The following is a 25,433-nucleotide window of genomic DNA, read 5'->3' as shown; positions in this document are numbered from 1 at the left end:
CGTCATCGGCCTCCAGTTCTTTGACTCGTCGGGCAAAACACTGGCAGAATGGCATCGTGGCCATCAGGTCCAAACACCGCTCTTTGCGCAGCAGCGCGAGAGCAGGGCCCCACTCACCACTCATAACGCACCGTGCCCTTGCCCGTGTAGGTCTGTGTGCTCTGCGAGAACTCGCCCTCGACCGTGCCGGCGAGCGACAGACCATTCCTCCATTTCATCTCGGCGCGACCACCGACGAGTGCAGAGTCGGCCGCCGGTTGCGCGCCGTTGACGGTGAAGGCCGCGCCCGGCAGCGTCTGGAAGGCGGCGCTGACGAGGCGGTTGGTGTTGGAATCGTGGGCCCAGGCGAGCCGGCCGCGCAGCGTGAGCACGCCGTCATTGACGAGGAAGCGCTGGTCGGTGCGGGCGCCGAGCTCGGTGCGGACATTCGTGGTGTCCTGCGCGGTGTAGGACAGCGCGAACTGGTTGCTGCCGACGATCGTGGTCTCGCCGTAGCCGGGGAGGTGGAAGGTCGTGACTTGTGCGGCCGCGTAGGGCGTCACGCCGAAGCTGGAGGCGGGGATCGATGCGAAGCGCCAGCCGCCTTCCAGCCGGCCCGAGAAGGTGCTGGCCTTGAAATTGGCGGTGAGCTTGTCGGTGCCAGACACCGTCACGGTGCGGTCGGTGGTGACGTCCTGCCAGCCATAGGCCAGCGCTGCCGAGAGATAGGCCGGTCCAAAATTGTGGCGGGCATAGAGACCGGCCTGGAACAGGTCGGCACGGCCGCTGCCGAGACTGTCGGACAGCGCAAAGTTGTACCCGGCGCCGCCGAGCGCGAAGCCGAGCAGGGTGTTCGGCGAGACGCGATAGTCGGCGCCGACCACGGTGCCGTAGATACGACTGGTGGTGGTGCTCGAGCCGGCCGCAGTGTTGCCGTTCAGCGTGCTGGCGCCGCCGTAAGCAGAGGCCCACACGCCCCAGCGCCGGTCGATGACATCGCCGCTCACATCGCGGGGTGATACGGCGGCGTAGGCCTCGCGCACCCTGGGGTCGTTTGGTGCGGTGGAAGCATAGCCCAGCGTCCCGCCGTCGCCGACGGTGCCGCCGCGCTCGCCGTCCGAGCCGCCGCCGCCAAGCGGATCAAGCATGCCCACGAACTGCTGCGTGGCATTGAACGCGGCTTGCGTGCCGGCGGCGCCGGGCTGGCCGGAGACCTGGCTGAGCCCGCGGTTCAGCTGCGGCTGGCCCATGTTGAGCAGCGCATCGAACCCGGCCGGCGGCGTCGCGCCGCTCGCGACGGCTCCGTTGATGGCGCCGGCGACGTTGCTCTGGTTGGCGCCGGTGCCCGCCGGCAGCACGATCGCGCCGGGATCGAGCACGAGGTAGACGTTGTTGAGGTCGTAGGTGAGATGCGGATTGCGGGTGGGGCTGAAGCTGCCGGTGACGCTCAGCCCGGCGAACTGCGTTCCGCCAAAGCCGCCGGTCGCGTTGAGAATGGTGTAGGTCTGGCTGCGGAAGCTGCCGGGAATCGCCACCGCCTGCACGGTGGCGCCGCTCAGCGTCGCGATGCCCGAGACATTGGTCCGGTCGGCGGCTGTCGTGGAGACCTCGACTCTGTAGAAGCTGCCGGCACTGAAGGCGAGGTTGCCGCTGACGGTGAGCGTGCCGATCGAATTGCCCGGCGCCAGCGTGCCGCCGCTCGCAATCGTCGTGGTGCCGACCGCGCCGGTGCCGCCGAGCGTGCCGCCGCTGTTCACGGTGAGGCTGCTGGAGGACGCAATCGAGCCGTTCACCGCCAGCGTGCCACCGTCCACGATCGTGGCGCCGGTGTAGGTGTTGACGCCCGAGAGCGTCAGGCGTCCGGTGCCCGTCTTCACCAGCGAAGCCCCTGTGTAGCCACCGGATCCGCCGTCCGCGAGAGCGCCGGTGACGGTGGTGGACAGGTTGCTGCTGCCGACCGTCAACTCCTTGCCGCCGAGATAGAAGGTGCCGCCGCCGGCGAGCGAGCCGGCGGTGAGCTTGTTGTCGCTGTTCGGCCCCGGGCTCATCGACAGGTCGAAGACGGCGCCTGAGGTGTTGTTGATCAGTTGCGCGTCGCCCGGGGTGGAGTTGCCGTCGAACAGCACATGGCCGCTGTTTCTGATGACGGCACTGCCCGCCGTGGTGTTCGTGTCGAAGGTCAGCTGGCTGTTGTTGGTGATGGTGGCGCTTCCGGCCGTGGATTGGCTCGTAAACCGCATCTGGCCGTCGTTGATGACCGTGGCGCTGCCTGCGGTGCTGCTGTTGCGGAATTCGATCGTGCCGCTGGCATTGTTGGTGATGGTCGCGTGACCGGCCGTGGGAATGTCGCCGACGTTGCCGCCCCAGAAACTCATCTGGCCGCTGTTGATGACCGTCGCGTTGGCCAGGGTGGCGCTGTTGACGATCTCAAGCGTGCCGGCCGCGGCGTTGGTGATGTGTGCGCTGCCGGCGCTGGAGTTGCTCCAGAAGTTCAGGCTGTAATTATTGAGGATCGTGGCGGTTCCAGCCGTCGCGCTGTCATCGAAGTAGATCCAACGGTTGTTGGTGATCGTCGCGTTGCCGGCCGAGCTGCTGCCGTACACATCAAGGAGCGTGTTATTAGTGATGGTGGCGTTGCCCAGCGTGGCGCTGTTCCAGGTTATGATCTTGCCGTCATTGACGATGTTCGCGCTGCCGGCGGTGCTCGAGTCCCGGAAATAGAGGTTGGCAGTGCTGACGTTGATCGTGGCGCTGCCGGCCGTGCTCGTATCGTAGAAGGTGAGGTCGCTGTAGTAGCTGCCGGTGACGGTGAGCGTCGCATTGCCGGCCGAGCTGGCGTTTCTGAAATTCGTCGTGCCGGTCGTGGTGATCTGGGCATTGGCTGCCGTGGCGACGTCCCTGAATTCGAGCGTGCCTGTATTGGTGATGGCTGCACTGCCGGCCGAGGCCGAATTGTTGAAGTTCAGATTGGCGCTGTTGGATATGTTGGCGCCGCTGGCTGTGCTCGAACCATTGAAGGCCAGGGTGGCCCCGGACAGATTGTTGATCGTCGCGGTGCCGGCCGAACTGGTGTCGTTGAAGTTTGTCGTGCCCAGATTGTCGATCAAGGCGCTGCCGGCCGATGCGGTGTGCCAGAAATAGAGATTGGAGTTGTTGGCGATCGTGGCGCTCCCTGCGCTGCTCGAATTGTTGAACGTCAGGTTGCCGCCGTTGGTGATGGTGGCGGTGCCGGCAGTACTGGTGTCGTAGAAAGTCAACTGACCGGTATTGGCGATGCTGGCGTTGCCGGCACTGACGCTGTTGCGAAAGTTTGTGAGCCCGCTATTCGCGAGGTTCGTGACGCCGCTCATGTCAGCGTTGACGAGCTCGAATGTGGCCCCGCTGTTGACGGTGACCGTCCCCAGGATGGAGCCGGTCGCACCGCTGTTGCCGATCTGGAGCGTGCCGCCCGACACCGTCGTGCCGCCGCTATAAGTGTTGTGTCCGGTCAGGATGAGCGTGCCGGCGCCGGCCTTGGTGAGCGATTTGCCATCCCAGCCGGTGGCAGCGTTCGCCGCCTGATCGGTCAGCGTCACGCCGAGAGTGAAGGTGTCGGTCGCGTTGGTCAGCGTGAAGGTGCCGTGGGCGAGGGAGTTGCCTGCCGTCCAGCTCAATCCGTAGCTGGCGAGGTATTGCAGGCCGTCGGCCGATTTGCGGACGGACATCGTGAGGTAGTCCACCGTACCGCTGAAGCCGCCAATGGTGACGTTGGCGAAGTCGCCGCTGATCCCCGATCGTGTGTCGATCAGCACCTTGTCGAGCTGGCTCGCATCGCTGATGCCGCTGACGTTGAATGCAACGCCGCTGCCGATCGTGATGCCGTCGGCGGACAGGGTGGGGCTGTTCGTGCCCGCGACGATGGAGAGTGCGGTGTTGTTGCCGAAGGTCACGGTCTGCGCGACGTTCAGGGTCGCCGGCGCCTGGATCGCCAGCGTGCCGCCTGTCACGTTGATGTTGCCGGCCAGATTGGTGCTGACGCCTGCGCTGCCGTCGCCGAACTGCAACCGGCCGCCGGAGACGGTCGTATCGCCGCTATAGGTGTTCGTCCCCGTCAGGATCGTGGTGCCAGAACCGATTTGCCGCACGGAACCGCTGCCGGAAATATTGACGGCCAGCGTGAGCGTGTTGCTGCGGTTGAAGGCGAGCACGCCGTCATTGGCGATATCGCCGACGATGGAGCCGCTGGTCCCGCCACTGCCAATCTGAAGGGTGCCGGCCGCGATCGTGGTGCCGCCCGTGTAGCTGTTGTTGCCGGTCAGGATCGTGGTGCCCGAACCGACCTGCCGCAGGGAACCGCTGCCGGAAATATCGCCGGGCAGGGTGACCGCATCACTGCGGTTGATGGTGAGAACGCCGTCGTTGACGACATTGCCGGCGAGCGAGCCGGTCGTCCCGCCATTGCCGATCTGCAAGGTGCCGGCCGCGATCGTGGTGATGCCTGCGTAGCTGTTGGCTCCCGTCAGGATCGTGGTGTTCGAGCCCATCTTCTTCACGGCACCGCTGCCGGAAATATCGCCGGCGAAGGTGATCGTGTCGCTGCGGTTGAAGGCGAGCACGCCGTCGTTGACGACATTGCCGAGGATCCAGCCGGCGGTCCCGCCATTGCCGATCTGCAAAGTGCCGGCCGTAATCGTGGTGCCGCCCGTATAGCTCATATCTGCGGTCAGGATCGTTGTGCCCGAACCGATCTGCTGCACGGCACCGCTGCCGGATATAACGTTGGAGAAGGTGACCGCGTCGCTGCGGTTGAAGGCGAGCACGCCGTTGTCGACGATATTGCCGACAACCGAGCCGGTCGTCCCGCCATCGCCGAGCTGCAAAGTGCCTGCCGTGATCGTGGTACCCCCGGTGTAGGTGTTGGTTCCTGCCAGTGCCAGCACGCCGGTCCCAACCTTGACCAGCGAGCCGCCGGTGCCGCCAGCAGAACCGCCATCTGCGATCCCGCCGGTGACTGTGGTCGACAGGTTGTTGGAGCCGACAGTCAATTCGTTGGCGCCGAGGAAATATTGGCCGGCGCCGGCAATCGAGCCGACGCTCTGCTTGTTGTCGCTGTTCGGGCCGAGGCCCGGCGAGAAGTCGACGATGCCGTCGTTGATGATGGCGGCGTTGCCGGCCGCACTGGTGTTGTTGAAATTCACGGTAGCGCCGGCGCTGTTGGTGATAGCGGCGCTACCGGCCGTACTGGTATCGTTGAAGTACAGCAGGCCGTTATTGGTGATGCTGGCGCTGCCCGCCGAGCCGCTGTTGTTGAAATTCACGGTAGCGCCGGCGTTATTGGTGATGGAGGCACCATCGGCCGAGCTGCTGGCCCTGAAAGTTAGATAGGCGCCCGCATTGTTGATTATGGAGGCGCTACCGGCTGTACTGGCGTCGTTGAAGTACAGTTGGCTGTTATTGGTGACGGATGCGCTGCCGGCAGTGGTGACGCTGGAGAAGATCAGGTCGCTGTTGTTGGTGATGGTGGCATTGCCGGCCGAGCTGCTGTTGTTGAAATTCATGTAGGCGGCGGCGGCGTTGGTGATGGATGCGCTGCCGGCAGTGCTGGTGCTGGAAAAGTACAGGCTGCCGGAGTTGGCGATGGTGGCGCTTTCGGCCGAACTGCTGGCTTCGAAGTCGATGTGAGCGCCGGCGCTATTGACGAAGGAGCCGGTGCCGCCGGTGGCCTGGTTTTTGAACCACAGATTGCCATTGTTGGTGATGAAGGTCCCAGCGCCGGCAAAGCTGGTCTCCTGGAACGCCATGAAGTGGTTGTTGATGATCGTGGCGGCGCTGAAACTGTTGCCGTAGAACGACAGGATGTTGTTGTTGTTGATGGTGCCTCCCGCCGCGCTCATATCCCAGAAGGACAGCAAACCGCTGTTGTTGATGGTGGCGGCGCCGCTGACGCTGGAGTTATAGAAACTCACGGAGCCGCCGTTGTTATTGATGGTGGCGCCGCCTCCCCAAACAACGATGCCGTTGCCGGTGAACGAGAGCCCACTCGAGTTGCCGATGTTGAAGGTGTAGGACGAAGCGCCTACATCAAAATACCACCGGCCGACGGCGACTGCGGTCGCCAACGACAGGTTCGTCTGGCTCGATGTGCCGAAATACGCAGTGCCTGTCGGCACCGAACTGGGACTCCAGTTGGTGCCGGTGTTGTAGATATTTGACCCCGGGGAGGCGAGCCACGTCGCATCCTGCGCGCGCGCGGGCGTCGCCGGCAACGTCCAGGCCAAGGCCAGCGCCGTCGAGGTCATCAGCGCAGCCCGCAACGGGTGGGTCACCCGGACACGATCTCTTCCCGTCCTCACACTTCCCCCGGCATGTGTTCGCGAGTCTGTCTCCGGCCGAATTTTTCTCATTGGGCCGGGGGTGGTGTCCTGATAAGGCGGACGAGGATTTCTGAAGATTTCTGATATTTCGGCTTCAGACCCGTTTTTCGGTCATTTTCGACAGACATCCGCTATATGAGCCGCCTGGGGAGACGCTTTGGGGGATAGGGTGCTTCGTTTCGCCGGCTTCGAGCTGGACCAGCAGCGCGCCGAGGTGCGCGGGGCTGATGGGGTTGCGATCAAGCTCCGGCCCAAGACTTTCGAAATGCTGCGGCTTTTCGCGACCAGCGGTGGCCGGGTCCTGACCAAGCAGGAGCTGATGGAGGCGGTCTGGCCGAACGTGCATGTCGGTGAGGACAGCCTGTTCCAGTGCATCCGCGAGCTGCGCACCGCGCTTGGCGACGAGCGGCGGCAGTTGATCAAGCTCGCCTCCGGCGGCGGCTATTTGCTTGCGGCCGAGGTTGCGGCCGAACAGGGCGCCGCCCTGGAGCTTCCGTTGGCCGAGCCGGTGAAAGCTGAACCCGCGCCGCCGACCGAGGCCGTAGCCGCGCCCTTGTCTCCTCGGCCTCTCCTTCGGGGGCTGCGCCGGCGCGTAGGGATCGCCGCGGGGGCCGGGCTCTGTGCCATGATCCTCGGGTTTGCCGTGGCTGTGCCGGTGTGGAAGCCGGAGCTGCTGTTCAGGCGGGCGCCGCCGCGTCTCGCCGTGATGCCGATCGTTGACGCAAGCAACGACCCGCGCGGCGCGATGATGGCGGCCGAGGTCACTAGCCGTCTCACCGATGGCTTTGCCAGGATCCAGAACGTCAGCGTGGTGGCGCCGCGCTCTTCGGCAGTTGCAGGTGTCGAGAAAGCCAGTGCGCCGGCGGCGGCGTCGGACTACGAAATTCGCGGCGAGCTACATCACAGCGATCAGTCATGGACGCTGCGGGCGCGGATCATCAGGGCGGGCACCGGCGAGGTTCAGTCGGTCGTCGCCGCCTCGGTCAGCGCGGATGAAGCGGACGCGCAGCTTCAACAGTCACGTCTCGTCGCCGGCGTCGGCCATGTGCTCGCGCGGCGCCTCAACGACACGCTGGAGCCGAGCGCGCCGTCATTCCGCACGCGCGGGGCGTCGGCCGGCGGCGATAAGGTCGCGATCGAGCAGGCCATTGCATCGATCAACCAGACCACGCGCGAGCGCTTCGGCATGGCGCAGAGCATGCTGCAAAAAGCGCTCGAGGACGATCCCGACAATCTCGACATCGCGGTTGCACTGTCGTCGCTGCAGCTGCGCGGCATCCAGATGGTCTGGTTCAGCCCGGAGGAGGCCGCTGCGGTCGAGGCGAAAGCCAATGCGACGCTCGAGCAGGCGTTGCGGTCGAAGCCGAATTCGATTCCGGTGCTGGAGGCCTATTGCCGCTTCCTTAGCGCGACCAATCATTTCGTCGAAAGCCTCGTGACCTGCGCCAAGGCGCTCAGCTTCGATCCGTGGAATGGCCCTGCGCTCTATCTGATCGGCCTCGGGCAGATCCATCTCGGTCGCTTCGACGACGCGCTGGCGACATTCCGCCAGGCCGATCGCTACGACACGCCGCCGTCCTCGCGCTGGACCTGGCTGCTCGGTGCGGGCTGGGCGACGCTCTTGAAGGGGCAGGGCGAAGAGGCGCTGCCGTGGCTGCAGCGCTCGATCGCGATCACGTCGGCGTCAGGCCGTTCTCACATGCTGCTTGCGGCGGCCTATCACCGCGCGGGACGGAGCGAGGAGGCGAAGGCGGCGATCGAGCAGGGCCTCAAGCTGCGGCCCGGGACGAACAGACAAAACGTCTCGCCGCCGAGGATGAATGCGAGCCCGGTGTTCCTCGCCGCATCGGATCGCGTCGTTCAGTCCATGGTTGATGCGGGATTGCCGGAGCAGTAAGCCCTACCGCCACCTGCGATGCAGCCAGAGCCACTGCTCGGGATGCTCGCGCACCCAGCTTTCCACCACGCTGGTGATCGCCTGGGTCGTGCCCTGGATGTCGATCTTGCCGTCGGCGTCGCGCACCGGCTTGATCTCTTCGGTGAGCTCGCCGCGGAAGCGGCCGCCGGGCAGGCGGATGATGCGGACGCCGTGGATCGGGCATTCGACCTGGCGCAAGAGGCGGGCCAGCATCGGGTTGGCGCGGGTCTTGCGGCCGAAGAAGGTGACCTCGACGCCGCCGGTCAGGTACTGGTCGATCAGCATGGCGACATGCTTGCCGTCCTTCAGCGCCTGCGCGAGCCGCAGCGGCGCGTCGCGGCCGGCCGGGATCAGCGTGCCCATGTTGACCTGGCGCATCTCCTGGATGATGCGGTCGGCGGAGGCGATGTTCGGGCGGCGATAGAGGATCGCAGCGTCCAGCCCGTGCGCGACGGCGGCGAGCGCCGGCAATTCCCAGTTGGCCAGATGCGCTGCAAAGATCAGCGCCGGCTTGCCGTCGTCGCGGATCTGGTCGAACAGCTCGACGCAGCGCGCCGATAGTTCGATCCGGCTCTTTTCCGGATGCTCGCGGTCGTAATCCCAGACATGGTCCATGTGGGCGAACTCGGCGCCGACGCGGCCGAGATTGTCCCACACGCCCATCAGGATGTTTTCGATCTCTTCGGGCGACTTCTCCGGAAAGGCCGCGGTGAGATTGGCGCGGCCGATGCGGTGCTCGCGCAGGCGCGGCCCGATCGTCTTCACGAAGCGTGCGAAGAAGTCCGAGGTCTTGACCGGATCGAAATAGCGCGTGGTGCGCAGCATGCCGACCGTGGCGGCGCCGATCAGGGCTCCGCTGATCGACTTGGCTGCATTCCGCGCGCGAATCTTCGTGCTGATAGAAATCAGCGCCATGCGTCCGGTCAGGCCGGTTCGCGGGTCAGGATCAGCGACGCGTTCTGGCCGCCGAAGCCGAACGAGTTCGACATCACGGCGGTGACGCGGGCATCGCGCGCCTTGTTGCCGACGACGTCGAACAGGATCGTGGGATCCGGGGTCTCGTAGTTGATCGTCGGCGGGATGCGCTGGTGCTCGAGCGTGAGCAGCGAGAAGATCGCCTCGACCGCGCCCGCGGCCGAGATGGTGTGGCCGACCATCGACTTGTTGGAGGTGACCGGAATCTTCTGCGCGAGATCGCCGAACACGGCCGATGTCGTGTTGAACTCCATCTTGTCGTTCTCGGGCGTCGCGGTGCCGTGCGCGTTGATGTGGTCGATCTGGTCCGGCGTCATGCCGGCATCGGCCAGCGTCTTGTTCATGCAGCCGATGATCGGCTTGCCATCGGGAGACGAGCGGGTGCGATGGAAGGAATCGGTGAGCTCGCCGCAGCCGGCGATCACGCCGAGGATTTTTGCTCCGCGCGCGGTTGCTGCCTCGTAGCTCTCCAGCACCAGCGCGCCAGCGCCCTCGGCCATGACGAAGCCGTCGCGGTTCTTGGAGAAGGGGCGGGAGGCCGCCTGCGGCGGATCGTTCTGGGTCGACAGTGCCGAGAGCAGCGAGAAGCGCACCAGCGCTTCGGGATTCACCGTGCCGTCGGTCGCGACGCACAGCGCCGCGTCGGTCTCGCCGCGGCGGATCGCCTCGACGCCGAGCTGGATCGAGGTCGCGCCTGAGGCGCACGCCGTCGACAGCGAGATCGGCGAGCCCTTGGTGCCGAAGGTCTCGGCAAGGTGAGCTGCGACCGAACCGAACATGAAGCGGTGGTGATAGGCGCTGTACTTGCCGCCGCCGGAGATGCGCAGCAGATCGTCATAGTTGAAGTCCTGCGTGCCGACGGCGCGGCCGAGCTCACGGCGCTGCGGCCATTCGACCTCGACCGGCGCGACCGCGAGGAAGAGTGGGCCCGGGAAGTCGGCCTTGGCGCCGATGCCGGCCTGCTCCAGCGCTTCCTGCGTGACGAGCTCCGCCATCCGTTCGGACAGGGCCGTGGAGGAGAACGGATCGACGCTGACGAAATCGACGGTGCCGGCCATCGTGGTCTTCAGACCCTCGACCGGAAAGCGCGTGATGGTGCGGATGCCGGATTCGCCGGCCACGAGCTTGGCCCAATTGTCGGCCTTGCCGGCGCCGAGCGAGGTCATGATGCCCATGCCGGTGACGACGACGACGGGACGCCCGAATTTGTCGCGTGGTGCAGTCATGTCGATCCCCCGATAGAGCTAGAGCATTCAGCCGAAGCGCAACGCGCTTCAGCCGACAGCCTCGACCAGCGCCATGCCTTCGCCGCGCCAGTGTCCGGCCCCCACCACCACAATCTGGGTGGGCGCCCCCTGCATTTCAATCTCGGTTCCGGTCGAATCGTTCGGCGGGAACAGCGCGCCGCGCGAGATCGACAGCGCCGCGAGCGCAATGCCGAGCGGGAATTGCGTCTCCATGGTGTGACCGAACATCGTGCCGGTCGAGCGCACCGGGAAATCGGCATGGCCCTTCAGGAAGCCGCGCTCTTCCGAGGTCGCAGGCTCCGCGCCGGTCGCGCCCGTGATGATCGCGCCCTTGCCCTCGCGCTTGGGCAGCTTGGCCCAGAGCTTCTCCAGCGTTGCGGCCATGTCGCCGGGCTGCTTGCGGCGGGCGAGATCGGCAACGACGCTCGACAGCTTCGCATAGGGCTTTGCGCCGCGCGCTTCGGCGTGGGCCTTCGACTCCAGCACCAGGAACGCACCGGCCGAGCCGAGCGCGAAGCCGGCATGGTCCTCGCGCGCCCAGACGGGGGCGAACTTGTCCCTCAGGTTGAAGTCACCGAATTCGTAGAGGACGAGCAAGTCCTTGCGCTCGCCATTGTGCGAGCCGCCGACGAGGGCAATGTCGCTCTCGCCCGAGGCGATGCGCGCAAGCGCGATGCGGGCGGCATCGGCGCCAGCGACCTCTTCGCCCATGAAGGTGCGCGAGGTGCCGCCAAGGCCGTGCACGATGGCGATGTTGCCGGCGAGCAGGTTGGAGAGCTGGGCCAGGAACAGCGTCGGCCTCAGATCGCTCATCAGGCGCTCGTTGAGAAAGCCGGGCGCGTTGGCGCCCTTGGCTTCGGCCGTGAGCACGCCGGTGTCGACGTTGAGGTCGCGCTCACCGCCGCCGGCGGCGACCACCATGTCGATCTTCGACAGGATGTCCTTGTTGCCCTTGATCCCGGCGGAGTCGAGCGCGAGCCCGGCCGCGTAGGTGCCGATGCGCTGCCAGGCTTCCATCTGGCGCTGGTCGCCCTTCTTCGGAATCTGGCTGTCGAAGGTCACAGGCATCAGGGGATGCACGACGTAGGGCGCAAAGCCCTTCTCGTCGACATTGATGCGCTTTTCCTGGAGCGCGGCCCAGTTGGCGTCCAGGCCTTCGCCGAGCGAGGTGGCAAGGCCAATGCCGGTGATCCAGACTTCCGTCTGGCCGGGCTTCGAAGCGGTGTCAGTCATGGCGATACGGCCTGTTGCGGAAAGCCGACGCGCTCGGCGACTTTCGCCATGTACCCGCGCATGTCCGCATTGGGGAAGGGGATCAGCGTGAAGGTCAGCGCGGAATTGGCCCGCAGCTTGCCGCCGACCCGGATCTTGGCTTCGGTCATGGCATAGCCCGACCCCTCGTAGGTGAGGCTCGCCTCGATGCTCATGAGATCGCCGGGGAACACCGAGCCGCGGACCTTGCCTTCCTTCACGGCGGCAAGGATCGGCATGCGCTCGAACTTGAACACGCCGAGCTGAAGCCAGCCCGAGGCCTGCGCCATCGATTCGATCAGGAGCACGCCGGGCATCAAGGGATAGCCCGGAAAGTGCCCCTCGAAGACGGTGCTTTCCTTCGGAACCTGGGCTTCGACGACGATCTTCTTCTCGTCGACGTTGAGGTCGACGATTCGATCGATCATGTGGAAGTATTCGAGTTGCATGACCGCCCGATTAGGCGCTCGCGCCCTTGGCGGCAACCAGCTCGTCGATGCGCGCGCACAGATTCTTCAGCACGAAATATTGTTCGGTGGTCGCCTTGCCGTCGTTGACCTCCTGGGTCCACTTTTCCAGCGGCAGCTTGATGCCGAACTGCTTGTCGATCGCGAAGGCGATATCGAGAAAATCGAGGCTGTCGATGCCGAGGTCATCGATGGCATGGCTATCCGGCGTGATCGTGTCGCGCGGGATGTCGCAGGTTTCAGCGATGATCGTGGCGACCTGATCGAATGTGGAAGACATCACTAAGCCTTTGATATATTGCGGATATTTGTCAGATTTTCCAGAGTGGCGCGATGGGAGGGCATCGCGCCCCTGATGACGCCCTCAAACCCCCCTCTGGCCGGGTCGAAAGCCCGTATATCGGAGCGCCGCCCTGAGTTCAATGGAGCCGGACAGGACCTAGGGGACAGGATTGGGGACGCCGGTGGCAGGGCCTCCGGCCGGCGGCGGGGCCTAGATGTGAGGTGTCGTGATCTTGGCGCAGTCGCGGCGGCCCATCAGCACGCAATCCTGGGTCCGGCGCAGGTCGGCGATGCTTACCGCGAGCCAGATCCCGATCGCGGTCAGCGCGATGGTGAAGGCGAGCGCGGCGATGTTGGCGAGCATGCGGTGGCGGAAATCGTCGGGCTCGGCGCGGGGCCGCTCGTAGCGCGACAGGTCGAGCGGCTCGGGCGTGACCCGCAGAGGCTGCACGCTGCCGTTGCCCCGGTGGACCGCCGGGCTGGGCGAGGTGCGCGGCCTGAACTGGAGCACCCGGTGCTCGTCATCCGAGCTTATGGGCCGCTGGGTTTTCATGGTGCGGGGATCACTCCGAAGCAGCGATTTTTAGATAGCACACGTGATGAAAGCGTTGCAGAAAATCTTCTCAACGCAAACGTGCGTTGCGCTATTGCACTATCTGTCATGAACGTACGCGGCGCCGGCCGTGACGCCGGCGTCAGGACGTACGGGTTGCGTTGCAGCAAGCTTTACGACGCGCACGTTGCGCGGTCCCGTGAACATCGTCTTGTGATCTCCACGTCCGCCTTGAGCGCATTTTGCCGCTGCAGAGCCCATGGTAATCAGGGGAACCGGACCCACCGGCTGCATCCATGCGAGGGGCCTTCGACCATGACCACGACCAACGCGCGCGAACCGAGAGTGCATCCGGTGCCGATCCTGTCGCTTCGGCCGACGCAGATGACGGTCGGCATGCGCGAGGTCAAGGAGAAGCGCAAGCGCTGGCGCGAGCACGGCAAGAAGAAGCAAGCCGATCTGCTCGGCACCCATATGATCCCCGTCGTGCACGGACCCGACGAGCGCTATTACGTGATCGACCATCATCATCTCGGCCGCGCGCTGCACGACGAGGGCATCAAGGAGGTGCTGGTGACCGTGGTCGGCGATCTCCGCATGGTCGAGCGCGAGGCGTTCTGGGGGGTGATGGACAACAAGCGCTGGGTCTATCCGTACGACGCCAAGGGCGAGCGGCGGTCGTTCCGCGATCTGCCGAAATCGGTCGCCGATCTCAAGGACGATCCCTTCCGCAGCCTTGCCGGCGAGCTCCGCCGCATGGGCGGCTTCGCCAAGGACACCACGCCGTTCTCCGAATTTCTGTGGGCGGACTTTCTGCGCCGAAAAGTGTCGCGCAAGGCCGTGGATGCCAATTTCGACAGCGCGCTGGAGAAGGCCCTGTCCGCGGCCAAGAGCAAGGATGCGGTCTATCTGCCCGGCTGGTGCGGGCCGGCAGACGATGATTGAGCGCAGCCGCTCACATTAGTCGCGCTGGAAGATCTTGGCGCCGGGATAGGCGCGCCGCGCGTAGGTGACGACCAGCGCCCGGTCCTGGGTTGCCAGGAAGGGCGTTCGGATCCGGCACGATCCGATGACGAGGTGCCACAGACCATTGAGCTTCTGAATGACGACTTTCATTTGAGTAGTCCTCGACGATTCCGCATTCCAGCAGGTGCTGCCTGTCGCGGCGGCCTTGCGATTCACGATCGTGATCTCGGGTGCAAAATTCCCGGTTCCGCTCACGCCCGCTGCAAAACTACGGCGACACTTGTTAGTTGGTTACGGCATGCGGCCCGATAAGCCGGCTCTCATCACACCCTGTTGAGTGAAGTCATTTTCCGCGCCGACGAAACCGTCCTGAAACAGAGCCGTCCCAACTATCCCGGTATCGAGCTCACACAGGAGGCAGGAATGCGCCGTCTGTTTTTCGCAATTGCCGTGCTCGCCGTCGCCACAGCAGGGATCTCGGCGTCGTTCGCCGCAGTTCATCACGCCAAGACACTGACATTTGCCGAGCGCTTTGCCCCGGCACTCGACCTGATGGCGAAGCAGTAGCGGCGTGATCACTTCGGATCTTGCGGGCCGGGTGAAGAGAGTAGCTGTTCGAATTCCGCGGCGGCTTCGCCGTCGCGCGCCTTTTGCAGCAGCGAGTGGCGCTCGGCACCGGCCGGCAGCTTGCTTGCGGCGGCGCGGGCGTCCCGTGTGAATTTGTTCAGGCGCTCCTGGAGCGAGAGAGCCGGTCGCGTTCGATTGCGTTTCTTGGTCATGAATTGCCCTTTCCGGTGCAAAGACAACCATGGCCGCGCGAGCATTGTCCTTAACTTTTGTTGGCATCCGACCGCGGGCGGTGCGTCGAGCTGCACCGAGGTTGGGTCACGGTGCCCGATGAGCGGAAATTTTTGGAACTGGTGGATTTCGACAGCCGTTAGCTGCACCAGCCGCCAACGCTTTGAGGCGCCCGATGCCGCGATTCCATTTCGACATCCATGAGAACGGCCGGGTATTTCCCGACGAGGACGGGCAGGATCTTGCGAACGAGAACGACGCTCGCAAGGAGGCGGTCATGACCGGCGCCTCCATCGCCCGTGACGCCTTCGTCTCGGGCAGCGCGCGGCACGTCGTCGTCGACGTTCGCGAGGAGGGCGCGCCGTTCCTGAAGGTGTCGATCACGCTCGAGGTCGACGAAGCCTAGGCGCGCGGTGTCGGCAGGGGCGTGGCCGCTTCGCACCTGCGGCAGCGCGGCGCATGCGATCTTGACGTATCGCAAGGAGGCGCCGCCTGCGGTCGGTAAGGTCTGCTTGCATGACTGCCGAACCAGCGTTGCGCTCCCGCGGAGGCAAATGGACTCCGGATCATGCCGACCTGGAGACGCCACCATGAGCCTGATCCTTCGCATTCTGTTCGTTCTCGCCGGAGCCATCACCGCGCTGTTCGTCGCGCGGGATGCGCTCAACTTCACCATCATCCAGACTTTCGTCGCCATTCTGCTCGTGACCGTCGTCCTGCTCGCCGGCAGTTTCTGGAGCCTGCGGCGGAAGACGTGAGCGGCAAGACGAGGGCGCGACCGGCCGGACTGACCGAGGCCGAGGCGACGGCGCGGCTGAAACAGGACGGTGCCAATGAGTTGCCGCGGCCCGAGCGGCGCAGCCCCTTGCGCATCGTCGTGGAGGTGCTGCGCGAGCCGATGCTCCTGCTGCTGCTTGGCGGCGGGGTGATCTACCTCGTGCTCGGCGATCTCAAGGAAGCGCTGATCCTGCTGGCCTTCGGTGCGATGTCCATCGTAATCACGGTGGTGCAGGAGACCCGGACCGAGCGCGTGCTGGACGCCCTGCGCGACCTGACCAGCCCGCGGGCACTCGTGGTGCGGGACGGCAGGCGCCGGCGAATCCCGGGCCGTGAGGTCGTGCGCGGCGATCTCCTCGTCCTCGGCGAAGGCGATCGGGTCCCCGCCGATGCCGCGCTCGTGGAGGCGCGCGATCTGCAGATCGACGAGTCCCTGCTGACGGGCGAGTCCGTGCCGGTCCACAAGCAGGCCGCGGACCGGATCGCAACAGCCGATCACCGGCCCGGCGGCGAGGATCAGCCCTTCGTGTATTCCGGCTCGCTCGTCGTGCGTGGCGAGGGGCTGGCGCTGGTCGAGGCGACCGGCCCGCGCAGCGAGATCGGCAAGATCGGACTGTCGCTGCGCGGCCTGCAGGCCGAGCCGCCCCGGCTGCAGCAACAGACCGCAAGGCTGGTGCGGCTCTGCTTCCTTGGCGGCGCAATGGTCAGCCTCGTCGCCGTCGTGCTCTACGGCGTCTTGCGCGGGGACTGGCTGCAGGCGCTGCTTGCAGGCATCGCCATCGGCATGTCGATGCTGCCGGAGGAATTCGGCGTCGTGCTCACGGTCTTCATGGCGATGGGAGCGTGGCGGATCTCGCAGGCCCGCGTGCTGACACGACGCGCCGCCGCCATCGAAGTCCTGGGGTCTGCGACCGTCCTGTGCACCGACAAGACCGGAACACTGACGCAGAACCGCATGTCCGTCGCAGAATTGCGGCTGCCCGATGGGGCGCGGATGCGTCCCGCGGCCGGGGAAGATCGCGCCAGGCCGGAATTTGTCGAGCTGGCACGCTGCGGCGCCCTGGCGAGCTCGCCGGAACCGTTCGATCCGATGGAGAAGGCGCTGCACCTGTTCGCGCATGAGGCCTTGCGGGACAGCGATGCCATGGATGGCGAGCGGACGCTCGTGCGCACCTATGGTCTGCGCCCCGAGCTGCTGGCCATGACCCAGGTCTGGTGGAGGGCCGGCCGGGCGAAGCTCCTTGCATGCGCCAAGGGTGCGCCCGAGGCGGTTGCGCGCCTGTGCAGGCTGAACGATGTCGACCAGGAATCGGTGCGGGATGCCGCCAGCGCCATGGCGAAGGACGGGCTTCGGGTGCTGGGCGTCGCCATTGCCGCCTGCGACGACAGCTCGCTCCCGCAATCACAGCAGGCGTTCGCGTTTCGATTTGTCGGCCTGGTCGGGCTTGCCGATCCGCTGCGGCCCCATGTCCCGGAGGCGGTTCGCGAATGCCGTGAGGCCGGGATTCGCGTCGTCATGATCACGGGCGATTATCCGGCAACGGCCGTTGCCATTGCGAACCAGGCCGGCCTCGACGTCCAGGACGTCATGACCGGCGATCGGGTCGGACTGGCCGATGATCCGGAGCTTGCACAGCGCGTCAGGCATGTGAGCGTGTTCGCGCGGGTCCTGCCAGAACAGAAGCTGCGCATCGTCCAGGCGATGAAGGCCAATGGCGAGATCGTGGCGATGACCGGCGACGGCGTCAATGACGCGCCATCGCTCAAGGCCGCCCACATCGGCATCGCGATGGGCGGGCGCGGGACCGACGTCGCGCGAGAGGCGTCGTCGATCGTGCTGCTCGACGACGATTTCGGCTCGATCGTCTCGGCCATTCGTCTGGGACGCCGCATCTATGACAATCTGCGCAAGGCGATGGCCTTCATCTTCGCCGTACATGTCCCGATCGCGGGGCTTGCGCTGTTGCCGCTGGTGTTCGGGCTGCCGCTGATATTCAGTCCGGTGCACATTGCGTTTCTGGAGCTGATCATCGACCCCGTGTGCTCGCTGGTGTTCGAGGCCGAGCGTGACGAGCGCGATGCGATGACGCGCCCGCCAAGGCAGGCCGATGCCGAGCTGTTCTCGTGGGCCCTGGTCGGCTGGAGTGTTCTGCAGGGCGCGCTAGCTTTCGCCCTGACGGCCACAATATTCGTCGGCGCACTGCGCTCCGGCCTTGCGGCCGACGAAGCGAGGGCGCTCGCCTTCGTGACGCTCGTGGTCTGCTTCGTTGCGCTGGTTCTCGTCAACCGGTCCTTCAGCGCGTCGTTCGTGTCGGCCTTCTTCCGGCCCAATCCCGCGCTGGCCTGGATCTTCGCGGCGGTCGCCGCCATTCTCGCCGCCGCGCTGCTCTGGCCGCCGGCCTCCAGCCTGTTCCGCTTCGGTCCGCTGCATGCCGATGATCTCTTGATCACGCTCGGCGCGGGGCTGCTGCTGCTGACGCTGCTCGAAGCGTTGAAGCCGTTGTGGACGCGGCGGCTGCGATTCTAGGTCGCGGCGCCGCAATATGATCGCGGAGAACGGCGATGCATCATCGCCGTTGTCGGTCCGTAATTCATGCAGCTAACGGAAGACCCGAGCAAGACGGTGACGCTGTTTCGTTAGAACAGATCCAATCTATATCGATTCCATAGCACGAATGTCCAAAAATCTTTGATTGTGCATTCGGAGTGTTCGCATGGTCGTCCCCGTAAATTTGGGGACTGGGAATGCTGGAATTTGTGTTTGACGCACGCGCAACGAAGCGCGGGCGCGTGTCGGTCTTGTGCGGTCTTCTCGCACTTCCTCCCGCCATTGCCTTCGGCGGCAGCGCGCGAGCCCAAAGCGCAAGCGGAGCATCGGACATTCCGCCCGTCGTGGTCGAGCAAAGCCGCCCAAGCAAGCGCCAGGTCACGGCGGCGCGCAGCTCGCGATCGGCGAGCACCCGGCGCACGCGATCACGCGCGGCAGGACAGACGCCTCAAGCGGCTTCTCAGTCGGCCGCCGCTGTAACGGAACGCGGTACGGATCCGGTGAGGGGTTTTGTACCCGTCGTCAGCTCGGCTGCGATGAAGTCCGACACGCCGATCCTCGAGACGCCTCAATCCGTTTCCGTCGTCAGCCGCGATCAGCTCGATGCCCGCTCGGTCACGACGCTGGTCGAAGGATTGCAGTATGTCGCAGGTCTTGCCATCCAGCCGGGCGGCAAGGACCCGCGCTTCGACAACGTCTTCATCCGCGGCTTCGATAACAACGGCTACGGCGCCTATCGCGACGGGCTTCGCGAGGTCGGCGATCCCGCCTTCTTTTCGCTGTTCCGCAACGAGCCCTACGGCTTCGAACGCATCGACGTCATCAAGGGGCCGAGCTCGGTCATGTACGGGCAGGGCGCTCCGGGCGGTCTCGTCGACGTCATCAGCAAGCGGCCGCCCGATAAGGCCTTCGGCGAAATCGTCGGTCAATTCGGCAATTACGACCGGTTTCAGGGCGCCTTCGATTTCGGCGGGCCCGCGACCAAGGATGGGACGCTCCTTTACAGGCTGACAGGCGTGTTCCGCGATTCCGACGCGCAGATCGCGAACTTCTCCAACTTCGTGAAGGACAACCGGACCTATATCGCGCCGGCCGTGACCTGGAAGCCGACCAACGACACGACGCTGACCATTCTCGCCGACTACACCCACGACCTGACCGGAAACGCCTTTCCGCTGTCGATGGCTCATGTGAGCGGCGGGAAGATCACCGGTGTCACGGCGCTGCCGCTGTTCCTCGGCGACCCCAGCTACAACAAATTCGATCAGGAGCAGGAGCGCATCGGCTACCAGTTCGAGCATCGCTTCAGCAACAATCTGATCTTCGAATCGAAGGCCCGCTACGGCCACAGCGAGCTCGACTATCGCTACCTGACGTTCGTCGGAAGTCCGGTCGATACGACCACAGTCTTTGCGCGGCGCGCGGTGCGCACGCTGGAGCAGTCCGACTCGCTGTCGACCGACAACCACCTCATCAGCAAGTTCAGCATGGGGCCGCTTCAGCATACGGTGGTCTCCGGCGTCGACTATCTGACGTTCAACATGACGGATCGGACATATTCCGGAGCTGCGCCGCCGCTCAGCAAAATCAATCCGATCTACGACCAGGCCGTCGTCGTTCCGACTACGCTCGTCACCCCCTCGGCGAACCAGGCGATCGATCAGGTCGGCGTCTATGTGCAGGACCAGATGAAGCTCCAGAACTGGATCTTCACATTGGGTGGACGGTATGACGCGTCCGAACAGAATACCTATGCGTTGGTGGCCAACAAAAGCACCGATACGAAGGACTCGGCCTTCAGCAAGCGAGGGGCGGTCTCGTACGTGTTCGATTCCGGAGTGGCGCCCTACTACAGCTACTCCGAATCCTTCCTCCCGACGCCAGGCACGGACTTTGGAGGCAGCCCTTTCAAGCCGACCACGGCACAGCAGCATGAAGTCGGCGTCAAGTACCAGCCGTCGCGGACCCTGCTGATGACGGTGGCACTGTTCGACTTGACGCGGCAGAACTCACTGACGACTGACCCCGCACATCTCAACTTCAGCACCCAGCTCGGCGAGGTCAATTCGCGCGGCGTCGAGTTCGAGGCGCTGGCGCAGATCGTACCGGGGCTGAACCTCGTGGCGACCTATACCAATATGGACGTGAAGGTGACGCAAACCACCACTGCGGCCGACCTCGGCAAGGTCCCGACGCTGGTGGCCCGCCAGCTCGCATCCGCCTATGTCGACTATACGGTCCAGGGCGGCACCTGGGATGGCTGGGGACTTGGCGGCGGCATTCGCTACAACGGTCCAACCTTTGCCGACACCACCAACACCATCGTCAACGAAGGTTACGTCGTGTTCGACGCCGGCCTGCATTATCGCCAGCCGAAGGGCGTCAACCTGGCGCTGAATGTGAAGAACATCGCCGACCGCGTCACTCTCGCTTGCACGACGAATGGCGGCTGCCAATACACCAGCCCGCGCACCGTCACGGGCACGCTCAGCTATCGCTGGTAGGGCACCATGGTTCAAGCGCGCACGATCCGGCTATGGTCCAGGGTTCACACCTGGACCTCGCTCGTGTGCATGCTGTTCCTGCTCATGCTGTGCGTGACGGGGCTGCCGCTGGTCTTTCACGACGAGATCGACGATCTGCTCGAGGATGAGATCGCGGCGCCCGTCATGCCGGAGGGCACGCCGCGTCTCTCGCTCGACCGGATGATCGCGGCGGCCCAGGCGCGCTTTCCCGGTCAATACGTCCTGCTGCTCAATCTCAAGCAAACCGAGCCGCTGGTGACGGTCGCGGTTTCGCCGACCGCGATCCCGGCTCCGGGAAACTTCCATCGTCTGACGCTCGATGCGCGTACGGCCGACGTACTTGGAGAGGAGGCGCCGCATCAGGGCGTCATGGACATCGTGTTGCGAATTCACAAGGACATGTTCGCAGGGCTCCCCGGCGAACTGTTTCTCGGGGCGATGGGCCTCGTGTTCGCCGTGTCGATCATATCCGGCATCGTGGTCTACTGGCCGTTCATGCGGCGGCTGGATTTCGGCACGATCCGCCGGCGGTCGTCGCCCCGCGTCAAATGGCTCGACACCCATAACCTCTTCGGCATCGTCACCGTGACCTGGACGATGGTGGTGGGCCTCACCGGCATGATCAACACGCTGGCGACGCCGCTGTTCGACCTATGGCGGGCGCAGCTCATTCCCGTGTTGCTGGCGCCTCATCTGGGCAAGCCCGTGGCTCCGATCCCTTCGGTTCAGGCCGCGGTCGAGCTCGTCCGGTCAAGATTTCCGGATCGCCTGGTCACCTCGGTGACGATGCCGACGTCGGCGCGCTTCGGCAGCCCGCAGCACCTCGTCGTCTGGACCAAGGGCGCGACGCCCTTCACGGCGCGCATGCTCCAGCCGATGCTGGTCGACGCCAATGACGGCAAGACGATCGTCGCGCCCGAAGTGCCCTGGTATCTGAAGACGCTTCAGGTCTCGCGCCCGCTGCATTTCGGCGACTATGGCGGGCTTCCGCTGAAGATCGTCTGGGCGGTTCTGGACGTGATGACGATCATCGTGCTCGTCAGTGGAATCTATCTCTGGGCGGCGAGGAGGAGGTCGTCGGTCCGCGGCAAGCCGCTCGGCGCAGGCCGGACCGAAGCAGTCGGTGTCTAGTCCCATGCTCCCTTCCGTTCCCAAGGCGGACTTTCCGAACCCGGCCCGGCACCACAGAAGTGCGTGGGATGTGTTCCGGGTGCCGCTCCTCATCGGCTTGGTCTGCGCCGCCGGGCTTGGTCTGGCGCTCGTTGGAGATGGGATCTGGGATGGCCTGTCGTGGCTGGCACTTTCGTTGCCGGTCGGGCTTGCGGTCTTCTACTGGCACCGCGCAGGTCGCTCGCACTGACCGCGGAACCGTCGAACGGGTCGCTTACGGGTGCCGCTCTTCCGGGCCGCTTTCGACGTCATGCGCCTCGTGCCTGCCACCGAGCATCCGGTGGAGCCAGTGCTCGGTGCGGTTGCCGATGGTGAGGATCAGGAAGGCCAGCGTCAGTGCCGTGCCGACGATCGGCCACTCGCCGACGCCGCAGGCGATGCCGAGGCAGGCGGCGAGGAAGGTGCAGGCGGCACTGGTCAGGCCGCGGACGCGAAACCTCTCGCTTTCGTGGACGATGACGCCGGCACCGAGGAAGCCGATGCCGGTGAGGATGCCCTGGATGACGCGGCTCGCCGCATCGGTGATCTTGCCGGCCTCGGCGAACTGCACGGCCAGCAACACGACGGTGGCGGTCGAGAGCCCGACGATGCCGAGCGTCTTCAGCCCGATCGGCTTGCCGTGCAGGTCACGATTGAGGCCGATGGCGCAGCCGGCGAGCGTGGCGACGCCGAGGCGCAAAAGGATCTCGGGCCAGTCCAGCACGGTCAATGCCCTTCTATCATTTCTTCGGCAGGCGTCCCATCAGATAGAACTCCTCGTTTGGCCGCATGCCCGTGAAGTTCGCCAGCCGGTTCGACAGCGCGAAGAAGGCGGAGATCGCGGCGATGTCCCAGATGTCGTCATCGCTGAAGCCATGCGGCTCTAGCGCGGCGAAATCCTCCTCCGAGACGCGCTGCGCATCGGCGGAGACCTTCATCGCGAAATCGAGCATCGCCTTCTGGCGCGGCGTGATGTCGGCCTTGCGGTAGTTCACCGCGACCTGGTCGGCGATCAGCGGATTCTTGGCGCGGATGCGCAGGATCGCGCCATGCGCGATCACGCAATACTGGCACTGATTGGCGGCCGAGGTCGCCACCACGATCATCTCGCGCTCGGCCTTCGTCAGGCCGCCGTCCTTCTCCATCAGCGCGTCGTGATAGGCGAAGAAGGCGCGGAACTCGTCGGGGCGGTAGGCCAAAGTGAGGAACACGTTCGGCACGAAGCCGCTCTTTTCCTGCACGGCGAGGAGGCGGGTGCGGATGTCCTCGGGAAGCGAGTCGAGAGCGGGAGCGGGGAAGCGTTGCGCGGCGGTTTTTGTCATGTGTTTGGATTCCGGCTGGGGCCGGCCACCATAGTCGATGCGGGCGACCTGCTCAATCTGGCCGGCCGCGTTCGCCGCGACGAAAGTGCAAGTTACGGACGACGCTCCATCCGCCGTCATTGCGAGCGCAGCGAAGCAATCCAGAATCCTTCCGCGGAAAGACTCTGGATTGCTTCGCTGCGCTCGCAATGACGGTGTGGAAAAAGCGTGGCCTTACCGCAGCGGTTTCTTCAGCAGCGAGAAGCGATCGGGATCGAGCCCCATCGAGGGCTGCAGCATCGGGGCTTCGAGACTGGACATCGTCTTCGTGGGCGGGGCCGAGAACACCGGATCGTTCGGCACGTCGCGCTGCGAGGTGGCGCCGCGCCAGCGCTCCAGCACGGCGCCGACGAAATGCATGTCGTGGCCGGAGGTGAGGGAGGGAACACTGCTGATGGTGGCTTCGCCGCGCGGCAATTGGTGCGGCGGCACCTCCTTGAAGCGCAGACGGGTCGGCAGCGCGACGCCTTCGCCGAACGCCAGCACCTCGCGGGTGCCGAGCGAGGGCACGAAGGACAGGAGGTTCGCGGCCGCATCCGACACCGCGGCGCGCAGCAGCGCCTGGTCGCGGTCGTTGGCAAGACGCATCGTGAACAGCGTGTTGCACTGGGAGATGATCGTGGCGTCGAGCTCCGCGGGGCGCTGCGTGATGAGGCCGAGATAGACGCCGTATTTGCGGCCTTCCTTGGCGATGCGCGACACCGCCTTGCGGGTCGGGCCGAAGCCGACATTGCGGTCGGCGGAGGCGTAGCGGTGCGCTTCCTCGCAGACGAACAGCAGCGGCGAGACGCCGTCGCTCCACAGGCCGAAATCGAAGGCCATGCGGCAGAGCACCGAGACGACGGAATCGATGACCTCGGCCGGGAAGCCGGCGAGCTGCATCACCGTCATCGGCTTGCCGTTGGCGGGCAGGCGGAACAGATGGCTGATCACCTCGGCCATGGTGTCGCCGCCGACATTGGCGTTGTCGAACATGAAGGCGTAACGCGGGTCGTTGCGCACGGCATCGATGCGCGAGATCAGCTTGTGATAGATGATGCGCGAGGAGCGGTTCTCCAGCTTGCCCATGCGCTCGTCGATCAGCGAGACCAGATCGACCAGGCGGTACGGCACCGGCGTGTCGACGGTGTAGCCGACCTGCTTGGGGTCGATGCGCTTCAGACCGATGCGGTCGGCGTTCTGGTACTGGGTGTAGACGCCCTTGGCGATCGGGATCACCTCGGCGAGGATGTCGAGCTCCTCCGGCACGCCGGGGCGGCCGGCGAACAGCACGTCGACGATTTCCTCGAAGTTGAACAGCCAGAACGGCAGCTTCAGGTTCCGCGGGTTCAGCACCAGCGCGCGGTCGCCGAAGCAGCGGCCATATTCGTTGTGGACGTCGAGCAGGAAGATGCGCAGGTTCGGCCGCGCCTTCAGGATCTCGTTGAGCAGCAGCGAGACGCCGGTCGATTTGCCGACGCCGGTCGAGCCCAGCACGGCAAAATGCTTCGAGAGCATTTCCTCGACGTCGACATAGGCGACGACGGAGCGGTCCTGCTGCAGGAAGCCGACATTGATCTGGTCCGATCCGGTCGGCGCGTAGATCGTGCGCAGCTCCTGGCTGGTGATCAGGTCGACCGCATCGCCGATGGTCGGATAATTGGTGACGCCGCGCTGGAATTTGGCCTTGTCGGCGGCGTTGAGGATTTCGCCGAGCAGGTCGACCGAGGCGATGGCGATGTAATTGTCCGTGCTCGACAGGTTCTCGCAGGAGACCTCGGTGATCATCGCGACGATGACCGAGCTGGCGCAGCGAATGCTGACGAAGCGGCCGACGGTGGCCCGAACCTCCGAGATCGGCATTTGGCTGGCCGCCAGAAGCCCGACCCGGGCGAGCGAGCCACGTACCGAAATCACGCGTCCAAAGGATGTCACGATGAATGAACCCGGCGAGAGCGAGGAATTTGTTCCAGACTATGCGCGGGCGTCGCTGGACAAACGGTTAAACGCCGGGCGCGCCCGCTCCGTCAAATCCGCGGTAATTCGGTCGGAAGCTTTGTTGCAAATGCATCTTTATGGACGAAATCGCTGAGAAAACGCTGCATTTTCCCGGCGGCCGGAGGCGAGGCGACCTTAAGGAAGATTTTACCATTCGGGCAGGTGCCTCCGTTCGCGCGATGCCCTGCCGGACCCACGGGGCGCCGTTTACAGCGGGGGATGGCGGTTGATTTGTTGACGGGACCTAATCATTTGTACATTAGTACAAATGAAATCGTGCGGCGCCGCGCAGAGACGCGCGTCGTTG

At 65.0% G+C, this 25,433-nt stretch carries 21 protein-coding genes; 9 read left to right on the top strand and 12 right to left on the bottom strand.

What is annotated here, in order from left to right:
* Positions 1-113 precede the first annotated feature (113 nt).
* A complete protein-coding gene (locus tag N2603_RS27190; RefSeq protein WP_260384554.1) occupies positions 114-6,284 on the bottom strand; it encodes an autotransporter-associated beta strand repeat-containing protein in 6,171 nt (2,056 codons plus the stop codon).
* 217 nt (positions 6,285-6,501) lie between these two features.
* Between N2603_RS27190 and N2603_RS27185 the strand changes: the two genes are divergently transcribed.
* A complete protein-coding gene (locus N2603_RS27185) occupies positions 6,502-8,229 on the top strand; it encodes a winged helix-turn-helix domain-containing protein (protein ID WP_260384553.1) in 1,728 nt (575 codons plus the stop codon).
* Between the two features lie 3 nt (positions 8,230-8,232).
* Here N2603_RS27185 and N2603_RS27180 read toward each other — a convergent pair whose 3' ends face one another.
* The 6 genes from N2603_RS27180 to N2603_RS27155 form a co-directional block, all read right to left on the bottom strand.
* Entirely contained in the window at positions 8,233-9,165 is a 933-nt protein-coding gene (locus N2603_RS27180) for a lipid A biosynthesis lauroyl acyltransferase (RefSeq protein ID WP_260384552.1), read from the bottom strand.
* An 8-nt stretch (positions 9,166-9,173) separates the two neighbouring features.
* Complete coding sequence (locus N2603_RS27175; protein ID WP_018645552.1) at positions 9,174-10,451, bottom strand: beta-ketoacyl-ACP synthase; 1,278 nt, start codon at positions 10,449-10,451, stop codon at positions 9,174-9,176.
* Between the two features lie 48 nt (positions 10,452-10,499).
* The gene (locus tag N2603_RS27170) at positions 10,500-11,705 is read right to left on the bottom strand and encodes a beta-ketoacyl-ACP synthase (protein WP_260384551.1); all 1,206 of its coding nucleotides are present in this window, start codon (positions 11,703-11,705) and stop codon (positions 10,500-10,502) included.
* Complete coding sequence (locus N2603_RS27165) at positions 11,702-12,172, bottom strand: 3-hydroxyacyl-ACP dehydratase FabZ family protein (RefSeq protein ID WP_018645554.1); 471 nt, start codon at positions 12,170-12,172, stop codon at positions 11,702-11,704. Before N2603_RS27165 ends, N2603_RS27170 begins: the two co-directional genes overlap by 4 nt.
* A 10-nt stretch (positions 12,173-12,182) precedes the next feature.
* Entirely contained in the window at positions 12,183-12,470 is a 288-nt protein-coding gene (locus N2603_RS27160; RefSeq protein WP_007592476.1) for an acyl carrier protein, read from the bottom strand.
* Positions 12,471-12,683: 213 nt separating this feature from the next.
* Complete coding sequence (locus tag N2603_RS27155; RefSeq protein WP_018645555.1) at positions 12,684-13,025, bottom strand: hypothetical protein; 342 nt, start codon at positions 13,023-13,025, stop codon at positions 12,684-12,686.
* A 315-nt stretch (positions 13,026-13,340) separates the two neighbouring features.
* Between N2603_RS27155 and N2603_RS27150 the strand changes: the two genes are divergently transcribed.
* On the top strand, positions 13,341-13,970 hold the full coding sequence (locus N2603_RS27150; protein WP_260384550.1) for a ParB-like protein: 630 nt from the start codon (positions 13,341-13,343) through the stop codon (positions 13,968-13,970).
* Between the two features lie 15 nt (positions 13,971-13,985).
* Here the strand turns inward: N2603_RS27150 and N2603_RS27145 are convergent, their stop codons facing one another.
* Positions 13,986-14,141, bottom strand: a complete 156-nt coding sequence (locus tag N2603_RS27145) for a hypothetical protein (protein WP_260384549.1) — start codon at positions 14,139-14,141, stop codon at positions 13,986-13,988.
* Between the two features lie 273 nt (positions 14,142-14,414).
* Between N2603_RS27145 and N2603_RS27140 the strand changes: the two genes are divergently transcribed.
* Entirely contained in the window at positions 14,415-14,558 is a 144-nt protein-coding gene (locus N2603_RS27140) for a hypothetical protein (protein WP_167526325.1), read from the top strand.
* 8 nt (positions 14,559-14,566) lie between these two features.
* Here the strand turns inward: N2603_RS27140 and N2603_RS27135 are convergent, their stop codons facing one another.
* The gene (locus tag N2603_RS27135) at positions 14,567-14,770 is read right to left on the bottom strand and encodes a hypothetical protein (protein WP_260384548.1); all 204 of its coding nucleotides are present in this window, start codon (positions 14,768-14,770) and stop codon (positions 14,567-14,569) included.
* A gap of 194 nt (positions 14,771-14,964) precedes the next feature.
* Between N2603_RS27135 and N2603_RS27130 the strand changes: the two genes are divergently transcribed.
* From N2603_RS27130 to N2603_RS27110, 5 genes are all read left to right on the top strand, one after another.
* On the top strand, positions 14,965-15,195 hold the full coding sequence (locus N2603_RS27130; RefSeq protein WP_020608001.1) for a DUF6894 family protein: 231 nt from the start codon (positions 14,965-14,967) through the stop codon (positions 15,193-15,195).
* 184 nt (positions 15,196-15,379) lie between these two features.
* Positions 15,380-15,547: a hypothetical protein gene (locus N2603_RS27125; protein ID WP_260384547.1), complete on the top strand. Its 168-nt coding sequence runs from the start codon at positions 15,380-15,382 to the stop codon at positions 15,545-15,547.
* Positions 15,544-18,093: an HAD-IC family P-type ATPase gene (locus N2603_RS27120; RefSeq protein ID WP_260384546.1), complete on the top strand. Its 2,550-nt coding sequence runs from the start codon at positions 15,544-15,546 to the stop codon at positions 18,091-18,093. Before N2603_RS27125 ends, N2603_RS27120 begins: the two co-directional genes overlap by 4 nt.
* A gap of 557 nt (positions 18,094-18,650) precedes the next feature.
* Positions 18,651-20,618: a TonB-dependent siderophore receptor gene (locus N2603_RS27115; RefSeq protein WP_425249008.1), complete on the top strand. Its 1,968-nt coding sequence runs from the start codon at positions 18,651-18,653 to the stop codon at positions 20,616-20,618.
* A 6-nt stretch (positions 20,619-20,624) separates the two neighbouring features.
* Positions 20,625-21,770 carry a PepSY-associated TM helix domain-containing protein gene (locus N2603_RS27110; protein ID WP_260384544.1) on the top strand — a complete coding sequence of 382 codons (1,146 nt, stop codon included), beginning with the start codon at positions 20,625-20,627 and terminating at the stop codon, positions 21,768-21,770.
* Positions 21,771-22,023: 253 nt separating this feature from the next.
* On the opposite strand, the gene N2603_RS27100 is transcribed toward N2603_RS27110, so the two are convergent.
* From N2603_RS27100 to N2603_RS27090, 3 genes are all read right to left on the bottom strand, one after another.
* Positions 22,024-22,518 (bottom strand): MgtC/SapB family protein, encoded by a 495-nt coding sequence (locus N2603_RS27100; RefSeq protein WP_018645566.1) that lies wholly within the window; start codon positions 22,516-22,518, stop codon positions 22,024-22,026.
* Between the two features lie 10 nt (positions 22,519-22,528).
* Positions 22,529-23,110 (bottom strand): peroxidase-related enzyme, encoded by a 582-nt coding sequence (locus tag N2603_RS27095; protein ID WP_260384542.1) that lies wholly within the window; start codon positions 23,108-23,110, stop codon positions 22,529-22,531.
* A 213-nt stretch (positions 23,111-23,323) separates the two neighbouring features.
* Positions 23,324-24,916 (bottom strand): ATP-binding protein, encoded by a 1,593-nt coding sequence (locus N2603_RS27090; RefSeq protein WP_260384541.1) that lies wholly within the window; start codon positions 24,914-24,916, stop codon positions 23,324-23,326.
* Here N2603_RS27090 and N2603_RS27085 point away from each other — a divergent pair.
* A complete protein-coding gene (locus N2603_RS27085) occupies positions 24,909-25,220 on the top strand; it encodes a hypothetical protein (RefSeq protein ID WP_260384540.1) in 312 nt (103 codons plus the stop codon). The genes N2603_RS27090 and N2603_RS27085 overlap by 8 nt on opposite strands.
* Positions 25,221-25,433: the final 213 nt, after the last annotated feature.

The organism is Bradyrhizobium huanghuaihaiense, from assembly GCF_025200885.1.
Classification (GTDB): Bacteria; Pseudomonadota; Alphaproteobacteria; order Rhizobiales; family Xanthobacteraceae; genus Bradyrhizobium; species Bradyrhizobium huanghuaihaiense.
This window is presented reverse-complemented; position numbering and strand designations above follow the sequence as displayed.

What these genes read in the sequence shown, in the direction of transcription:
- N2603_RS27180 (WP_260384552.1), bottom strand. Translation starts at nt 9,165, where the DNA reads ATGGCGCTGATTTCTATCAGCACGAAGATTCGCGCGCGGAATGCAGCC.
- N2603_RS27110 (WP_260384544.1), top strand. Translation starts at nt 20,625, where the DNA reads ATGGTTCAAGCGCGCACGATCCGGCTATGGTCCAGGGTTCACACCTGG.
- N2603_RS27165 (WP_018645554.1), bottom strand. Translation starts at nt 12,172, where the DNA reads ATGCAACTCGAATACTTCCACATGATCGATCGAATCGTCGACCTCAAC.
- N2603_RS27145 (WP_260384549.1), bottom strand. Translation starts at nt 14,141, where the DNA reads ATGAAAGTCGTCATTCAGAAGCTCAATGGTCTGTGGCACCTCGTCATC.
- N2603_RS27130 (WP_020608001.1), top strand. Translation starts at nt 14,965, where the DNA reads ATGCCGCGATTCCATTTCGACATCCATGAGAACGGCCGGGTATTTCCC.
- N2603_RS27115 (WP_425249008.1), top strand. Translation starts at nt 18,651, where the DNA reads ATGAAGTCCGACACGCCGATCCTCGAGACGCCTCAATCCGTTTCCGTC.
- N2603_RS27160 (WP_007592476.1), bottom strand. Translation starts at nt 12,470, where the DNA reads ATGTCTTCCACATTCGATCAGGTCGCCACGATCATCGCTGAAACCTGC.
- N2603_RS27150 (WP_260384550.1), top strand. Translation starts at nt 13,341, where the DNA reads ATGACCACGACCAACGCGCGCGAACCGAGAGTGCATCCGGTGCCGATC.
- N2603_RS27125 (WP_260384547.1), top strand. Translation starts at nt 15,380, where the DNA reads ATGAGCCTGATCCTTCGCATTCTGTTCGTTCTCGCCGGAGCCATCACC.
- N2603_RS27155 (WP_018645555.1), bottom strand. Translation starts at nt 13,025, where the DNA reads ATGAAAACCCAGCGGCCCATAAGCTCGGATGACGAGCACCGGGTGCTC.
- N2603_RS27135 (WP_260384548.1), bottom strand. Translation starts at nt 14,770, where the DNA reads ATGACCAAGAAACGCAATCGAACGCGACCGGCTCTCTCGCTCCAGGAG.
- N2603_RS27090 (WP_260384541.1), bottom strand. Translation starts at nt 24,916, where the DNA reads ATGATCACCGAGGTCTCCTGCGAGAACCTGTCGAGCACGGACAATTAC.
- N2603_RS27170 (WP_260384551.1), bottom strand. Translation starts at nt 11,705, where the DNA reads ATGACTGACACCGCTTCGAAGCCCGGCCAGACGGAAGTCTGGATCACC.
- N2603_RS27095 (WP_260384542.1), bottom strand. Translation starts at nt 23,110, where the DNA reads ATGACAAAAACCGCCGCGCAACGCTTCCCCGCTCCCGCTCTCGACTCG.
- N2603_RS27140 (WP_167526325.1), top strand. Translation starts at nt 14,415, where the DNA reads ATGCGCCGTCTGTTTTTCGCAATTGCCGTGCTCGCCGTCGCCACAGCA.
- N2603_RS27175 (WP_018645552.1), bottom strand. Translation starts at nt 10,451, where the DNA reads ATGACTGCACCACGCGACAAATTCGGGCGTCCCGTCGTCGTCGTCACC.